Raw genomic sequence first — 5,342 nt, 5'->3', positions numbered from 1 at the left:
CGTTGCAACAACCGTATGAAACCGCCCTGGAAGGACATCTGATTCTCCTCTGATCGATGGGCGGCGGGGTGATGGGTGGCGGGCGATGGACGAGTGGGTCTGGTCAGTCGTCCGCGGTGTCGGAGCGCAGGGCGTAGGTCGCGACGATGTTGCCCACCTGAGTCTGGGTCGAGTTCAGAAGACGCATCCGCGTCGTGGGGACGGAGTCGTCGAAGAGCCTGCGGCCCTCACCGGCGATCACCGGGTGGATGGTCAGCGTGAGCTCGTCCACCAGTCCGGCCAGCACCAGCCGCCTCGTGGTCTCCACACCGCCCGCGATCGCGATGTCGCCGCCCGGTTCCTGCCGCAGCTGCCTGAGGTACGCCGCCGCATCGCCGGTGGCGACGACGCTGTTCCACGGCAACTCGCCCGTCAGGGTGGAGGTGAGCACATGCTTGCGGACCGGGTTGACCCACTCTGCGAACGGGTCCTGCGCGTCGGGCCAGTAGCCGGACCACTCCTGCCAGAGCGTGCGGCCCAGCACCAGGTCGGTGGTGGCGGCCGTCATCTCGGCCATGCCCTGCATCTCGTCGGGGCCGAAGGAGTCGAACTGCCAGCGGTCGGCGTGTTCGGCCACACCGTTGAGCGTCGAGAACATGTGCGCCGTGGTCGTGCGGCTCATGGGATTTCCTCTCGTCTGGCCTCGGTGCTCGGTGCGTGCTGCATCGGTGGCCGAGGCTCGGGGGCCCGGTCGAGCGGGTGCTCGGGGCCTGAAGGAACGTCCTTCACAGGGCTAGACGGACCGAGGCGATGAAACTGATCGGTGCGGGGGAAAATTCTCCGGCGGGCCTGCTGGGCGGGGATCCTCCCTACGGCAGGTGTGCGGGCAGGCCGAACTCGGCGAAGTGGCCCGCGCCGATGAAGTGCGTGAGGGACGAGATGCGGCCCGCGCGGGACTCCAGGACGTGGATCGCGAACGGCTCCCACCGAGCCGCACCGTCGTCGGGACCGCCGGTGTCGTGGTAGACCGCCACGGCCGGCCGGCCGTTGGCGGAGGTGACGATGGTTCGCGAGTTGCGGCACACCTGCCCGGGGCCGCGCCACCATTGCTCGATCTGCGCGGGTCCGCGGAGCCAGAGTTCGAACGGCGGCATGCTGAACTCCGCGTCCTCGGTGAGCAGGGCGACCAGGCGATCGACGTCGTAAGCCTCGAACGCGGCGACGTACTTCTCGAGTAGCCGGGTGTCGTAGGCGGGGGCGTCGTCCGCGGTGTCGGCCGGGAGCGTGGCCCCGTGCCGGGCCATGGTCGTGCGGGCCCGGGCGAGCGCGGAGTTGACCGAGGCCACGGACATGTCGAGCAGTTCAGCGCACTCGGCCGCCGAGAGCACCAGGACGTCGCGGAGGATCAGCACGACTCGTTGGCGAGGTGGCAGGAACTGCAGCGCGGCCACAAAGGCGAGCCGGACCGATTCGCGGGTCAGGGCGGTGGCGGACGGGTCGATGCCGAGGTGGGCGTCGCTCGCCGGGCCGATCCACGTCTGCTCGGGCATGGTGGTCAGCGATGTGGGGTCGCCTGGAACGCTCCCGAGTGCGCTGAGGTCGGTCGGGAGGCTGCGCCGCTGCGGCGCCCGCGTCATGTCCAGGCAGACGTTGGTGGCGATGGAATACAGCCACGTGCGCAGCGAGGAGCGGCCACCGAACTCGGCACCGTCCCGGGCTTTCCAGGCGCGGAGCATCGTCTCCTGCGTCGCGTCCTCGGCCTCCGCGACACAGCCGAAGAAGCGGTAGCAGTAGCCGAGGATCTCACGGCGGTAGGACTCTGCCTCGATCGTGGTCACGCGGCTATTGTCCGCCTGAGGGCGCGGTCAGCGGTGGGCTTCGGTGAGCAGCGACCAGGTCGAGTCACTCGGAGAGATCGTGCTCGTCGTCGGCCACCGGCCCTCCCATCTCCCCGGTGCCGTAACGATCCAGGGTGGCGCGCACCTGCGCGCTCCACCGAGTGTGGGCCGCCTGCCGGGAGGTGCCTGCCGCGCGGGCGATGAGCTCCCAGGTGACGCCCCATCGACGGAGACCGATGACTGATCCCAACGCATTGAATCCGGCAGCGCATTCGATACGGAACGCGAGGAGCTGCACGGCGACGTTCCACTGTTCGGGGTCGCTCTGCGGACCGGGTCGATCCCCGAGGAGCTTCTGGGCCTGCGAGAACGCAGCGCCGGCAGCAGCTGCCTCCGCCGCCCGGACGGCGTCGTCGCAGGGGAGTGTCAAGGCGGTATCGATCGGCGAGTTCATGGTGTCAATCCTAACTTGACAGACCCGCGCCGTCAACTAGAGATTGACACGCTGCCGGGTGTCTCGGCCCTTACCGCGCCCGTTCGACCTCGGATCGCGCGGTCTCGACGTCCCGACCGGCGGCGATCGCCGCCGCGAGGTCCCGAACTGCCGGGACCGCGCAGGCGCCGCCCATCAGGCGACTCGCGCCTCTCTGCTGACGGACGCTCGGAAGGGGCAACCTATCGGGGTAAACATCGGGTATGGTCCGGCCTCATGCGAATCCTCGCGGCGTTAGCTCCTGTCCTATTGACCGCAGCGGCATGCATGGACGGAGGCGGCGCCGGAGACGAGGCGGAGTCCACGAGCTCGCCCGGCTCGACGGAGACGTCGGAGGCCGGGTTGGAAATGGCGCTGCTCGAGACCTGTCCGCGGGACTCGGACTCGCAGTGTGTGTCGATCCATGGCGAGAACGTCCTGGTCGATCCGTCGGGATTCGAGCACGTGGGCGTCGAGGCGGCCGACCAGGACTCGGCCGGCGCGATCGGGGTGACCCTGGACAACGCCGGAGCCGGAGTGGTGCGGAGGCTGACGATGGACGCCTCCCACGCAGGCGAGAATGCGCGGCTGGTGACGAGAGTCGACACCGAGCTGCTCTCAGCCGTCCGGGTCCGGGGCGAGTTCCACGGAGCGCACCTGCTGATCACGATCCCTCCGGACGTCGACGCCGTCGCCGTGGCCGAGAAGCTCAATGGTGGTGCCGACTAGGGGCATTGCGCCCCCCGCCAGCTCGTCGTCGTCATCAACGTCTTCCACCCCGTGTCGAGAACCCGGATCCGGTTCCGTCCCACTGGTGAAGCGACCACACTGGGTCGCACAGTACGAGGAGGATCACCATGGCCAAGTACCTGTTGCTCAAGCACTACCGGGGCGCTCCGGAGCCGCCCAACAACGTGCCGATGAACGAGTGGGCGCCCGAAGAGGTCTCCGCGCACATCCAGTACATGAACGACTTCGCGGCGCGGCTGGAGGAGTCCGGCGAGTTCGTGGACGCCAACGCGCTGTCGGAGTCGGGGACGTGGGTGCGGTACGACGGCGAGGGCCGCCCGCCGCTGACCGACGGCCCGTTCCCCGAGACCAAGGACCTCATCGCCGGCTGGATGATCATCGAGGCCGCCAGCTACGAGCGGGCCCTCGAGCTCGCGGGTGAGCTGTCCGCGGCCCCGGGGGCGGGCGGCGAGCCGATCCACGAGTGGCTCGAACTGCGGCCCTTCCTGGAGGCGCCGCCGGAGTTCGAGGGCTGACCAGACGGCGGTGGTCCGGTTCCCGCTCCGGGCGTACCGTGCGGGAATGACCAACCCTGAGCAGGCACCGAACCGCGACGCCGCCGAGGACACCCTGGGTGCCCCCGTCCCCGAGACCCCGGGATCCGGTGACACCTCGGTGCAGCGGGACCCGAACGACTGGGTGACCGGCGACGAGCCCATGACGGCCGCGCAGAAGAGCTACCTCGACACCCTCGCGCGCGAGGCCGGCGAGGAACTGCCCGCGACCCTGACCAAGGCGGAGGCCTCGGAGCACATCGACCGCCTGCAGAAGGGCAACCCGCGGGCCGGAGCGTCCTAGCGGGGACCGGGCCGGGCACCTGACTCAGACGGGTGCCCGGCCGGACCGTCCTCTCAGACGGCCACCGGGTTCTGGTCCGCCTCCTTGAACTCGAGGACCGGCTCCTGGTGGTTGTGCTCATACGGCTGCTCGGCGGCGCCCTGCGCGCGGGCGGCCTTGATGTCCGCGTACTGCTCGAGCGGGGTGCGCGGATCGCCGTAGCGCTCCCGCGCCCACGACGGCGAATGCGTCCGCGGGCTGTCGGCCTTGATGCCGCGGATCGCGGGTTCGATGTACCGGACCGAGCGGGGGCTGACCCGCTCGACCATCGCCATCATCACGCGGGGGTTGTTGTGGGCGGCCTTGTAGAACATCTTCCACAGGGCGATCGACGCGCTGTCCACGGCCCGCGACTGCTTCACGCCCAGCATCGGGCGCATCCACCGCGGGTAGGTGGCGATGATGCTCGCCCGCAGGAAGGGCCGGCCCACCTTCTTGAGGATCGTGGGCAGGCGCGGCTCGATGGTCTCGAAGCCGTTGAGGATGTGGTCGACGTTCGAGATCGCCGCCTCGGACGCCGACAGCTTGTCCCGCCAGTCGTCGAAGTACTTCTGCACCTCGCCGCGGGTGAGCGGCACGTCCTCCTGGCGGATCGGCTGCACCTCGGCCGCGATCGCGCACTGGCGCCAGTACTCGTTCTCCTCGTCGCGGCTGAGCCTGCCAGGCCCGAACACCTCGTAGACGTACAGGATCGAGTGCCACGCCGTCATGTGGATCCACAGCTGGGAGTCCGGGTTGTTGGAGTCGTACTCGTTGCCCGTCACCTTGTTGACGCCGTAGGCACGCGAGTGGACCTTCATGAGGATGTCCGACATCTTGATGACCGTCGGGGTGTCCGCGAACAGCACGGCGGAGAAGTACTCCATCGTGCGGTCGTAGCGCAGGGGAGTCCGCTGGATCACCTGACCGGTCTCGTCGACCGCGGCCGTGAGGTCCGGGTCGAGGTGCTCGATCGTCACGGCCCGCGCGAAACCCTGCAGCGCGGAGGCCGGGAAGGTCCAGACCTTCCATGCCACGGAACCCGGGCCGAACAGCCCCTCGTCGATGCGGTTCTTCTCGGTGGTTGCCACGTCGCCCCCTCGTCGGTACTGCACGCTCTGCGTGAATCAGCTCACGCCAGATGACGGAGAGTATTAGACATATGAAACTCGTTTGTAAAGCCGTTGCGCGTAAATGCAGCTCACAACAACCGAATCCGCGCCCGGCGTAGGAGGATCGACCCCACCATGATCGGTCCGGAATTGCGCGAGCTGACCCCGCAGGTGATCGGTGTGCTCGTGCGCCGCGGGGCGGACTTCGCGGCGGCCGAGGACGCCGTGCAGGACGCTCTGCTCGAGGCCATACGCACCTGGCCGGACGACCCGCCCCGCAACCCCCGCGGCTGGCTGATCGCCGTGGCGTGGCGCAGGTTCCTGGACGCCGCGCGC

At 69.0% G+C, this 5,342-nt stretch carries 7 protein-coding genes and 1 pseudogene; 4 read left to right on the top strand and 4 right to left on the bottom strand.

The window, feature by feature from the left end; translation table 11 throughout:
• Positions 1 to 103: 103 nt before the first annotated feature.
• The 3 genes and pseudogenes from G6027_RS00040 to G6027_RS00030 form a co-directional block, all read right to left on the bottom strand.
• Positions 104 to 661 (bottom strand): dihydrofolate reductase family protein, encoded by a 558-nt coding sequence (locus G6027_RS00040; protein WP_182634246.1) that lies wholly within the window; start codon positions 659 to 661, stop codon positions 104 to 106.
• Positions 662 to 848: 187 nt separating this feature from the next.
• Positions 849 to 1,811: pseudogene (locus tag G6027_RS00035) on the bottom strand (sigma-70 family RNA polymerase sigma factor); the annotation flags it as partial.
• 70 nt (positions 1,812 to 1,881) lie between these two features.
• Positions 1,882 to 2,271, bottom strand: a complete 390-nt coding sequence (locus G6027_RS00030) for a hypothetical protein (RefSeq protein WP_182634242.1) — start codon at positions 2,269 to 2,271, stop codon at positions 1,882 to 1,884.
• A gap of 255 nt (positions 2,272 to 2,526) precedes the next feature.
• Between G6027_RS00030 and G6027_RS00025 the strand changes: the two genes are divergently transcribed.
• From G6027_RS00025 to G6027_RS00015, 3 genes are all read left to right on the top strand, one after another.
• Positions 2,527 to 3,018, top strand: a complete 492-nt coding sequence (locus G6027_RS00025) for a hypothetical protein (protein ID WP_182634240.1) — start codon at positions 2,527 to 2,529, stop codon at positions 3,016 to 3,018.
• 128 nt (positions 3,019 to 3,146) lie between these two features.
• The gene (locus G6027_RS00020; RefSeq protein WP_182634239.1) at positions 3,147 to 3,554 is read left to right on the top strand and encodes a YciI family protein; all 408 of its coding nucleotides are present in this window, start codon (positions 3,147 to 3,149) and stop codon (positions 3,552 to 3,554) included.
• A gap of 46 nt (positions 3,555 to 3,600) precedes the next feature.
• Complete coding sequence (locus G6027_RS00015; RefSeq protein WP_182634237.1) at positions 3,601 to 3,876, top strand: DUF3072 domain-containing protein; 276 nt, start codon at positions 3,601 to 3,603, stop codon at positions 3,874 to 3,876.
• 53 nt (positions 3,877 to 3,929) lie between these two features.
• Here G6027_RS00015 and G6027_RS00010 read toward each other — a convergent pair whose 3' ends face one another.
• Complete coding sequence (locus G6027_RS00010) at positions 3,930 to 4,949, bottom strand: oxygenase MpaB family protein (RefSeq protein WP_187702453.1); 1,020 nt, start codon at positions 4,947 to 4,949, stop codon at positions 3,930 to 3,932.
• A gap of 192 nt (positions 4,950 to 5,141) precedes the next feature.
• On the opposite strand from G6027_RS00010, the gene G6027_RS00005 reads away from it, so the two are divergent.
• On the top strand, positions 5,142 to 5,342 hold a 201-nt coding region (locus tag G6027_RS00005), incomplete at its 3' end, for a sigma factor (protein ID WP_277612269.1).

Origin of the sequence: Dietzia sp. SLG310A2-38A2 (genome assembly GCF_014145095.1) — a bacterium.
GTDB lineage: Bacteria > Actinomycetota > Actinomycetes > Mycobacteriales > Mycobacteriaceae > Dietzia.
The sequence above is the reverse complement of the archived record's forward strand: the minus strand, read 5'-3'. Positions and strand labels throughout refer to the sequence as shown.

Excerpts from the sequence above, each read along its gene's own strand:
- G6027_RS00040 (WP_182634246.1), bottom strand. The coding sequence starts at position 661 with ATGAGCCGCACGACCACGGCGCACATGTTCTCGACGCTCAACGGTGTG.
- G6027_RS00030 (WP_182634242.1), bottom strand. The coding sequence starts at position 2,271 with ATGAACTCGCCGATCGATACCGCCTTGACACTCCCCTGCGACGACGCC.
- G6027_RS00025 (WP_182634240.1), top strand. The coding sequence starts at position 2,527 with ATGCGAATCCTCGCGGCGTTAGCTCCTGTCCTATTGACCGCAGCGGCA.
- G6027_RS00020 (WP_182634239.1), top strand. The coding sequence starts at position 3,147 with ATGGCCAAGTACCTGTTGCTCAAGCACTACCGGGGCGCTCCGGAGCCG.
- G6027_RS00015 (WP_182634237.1), top strand. The coding sequence starts at position 3,601 with ATGACCAACCCTGAGCAGGCACCGAACCGCGACGCCGCCGAGGACACC.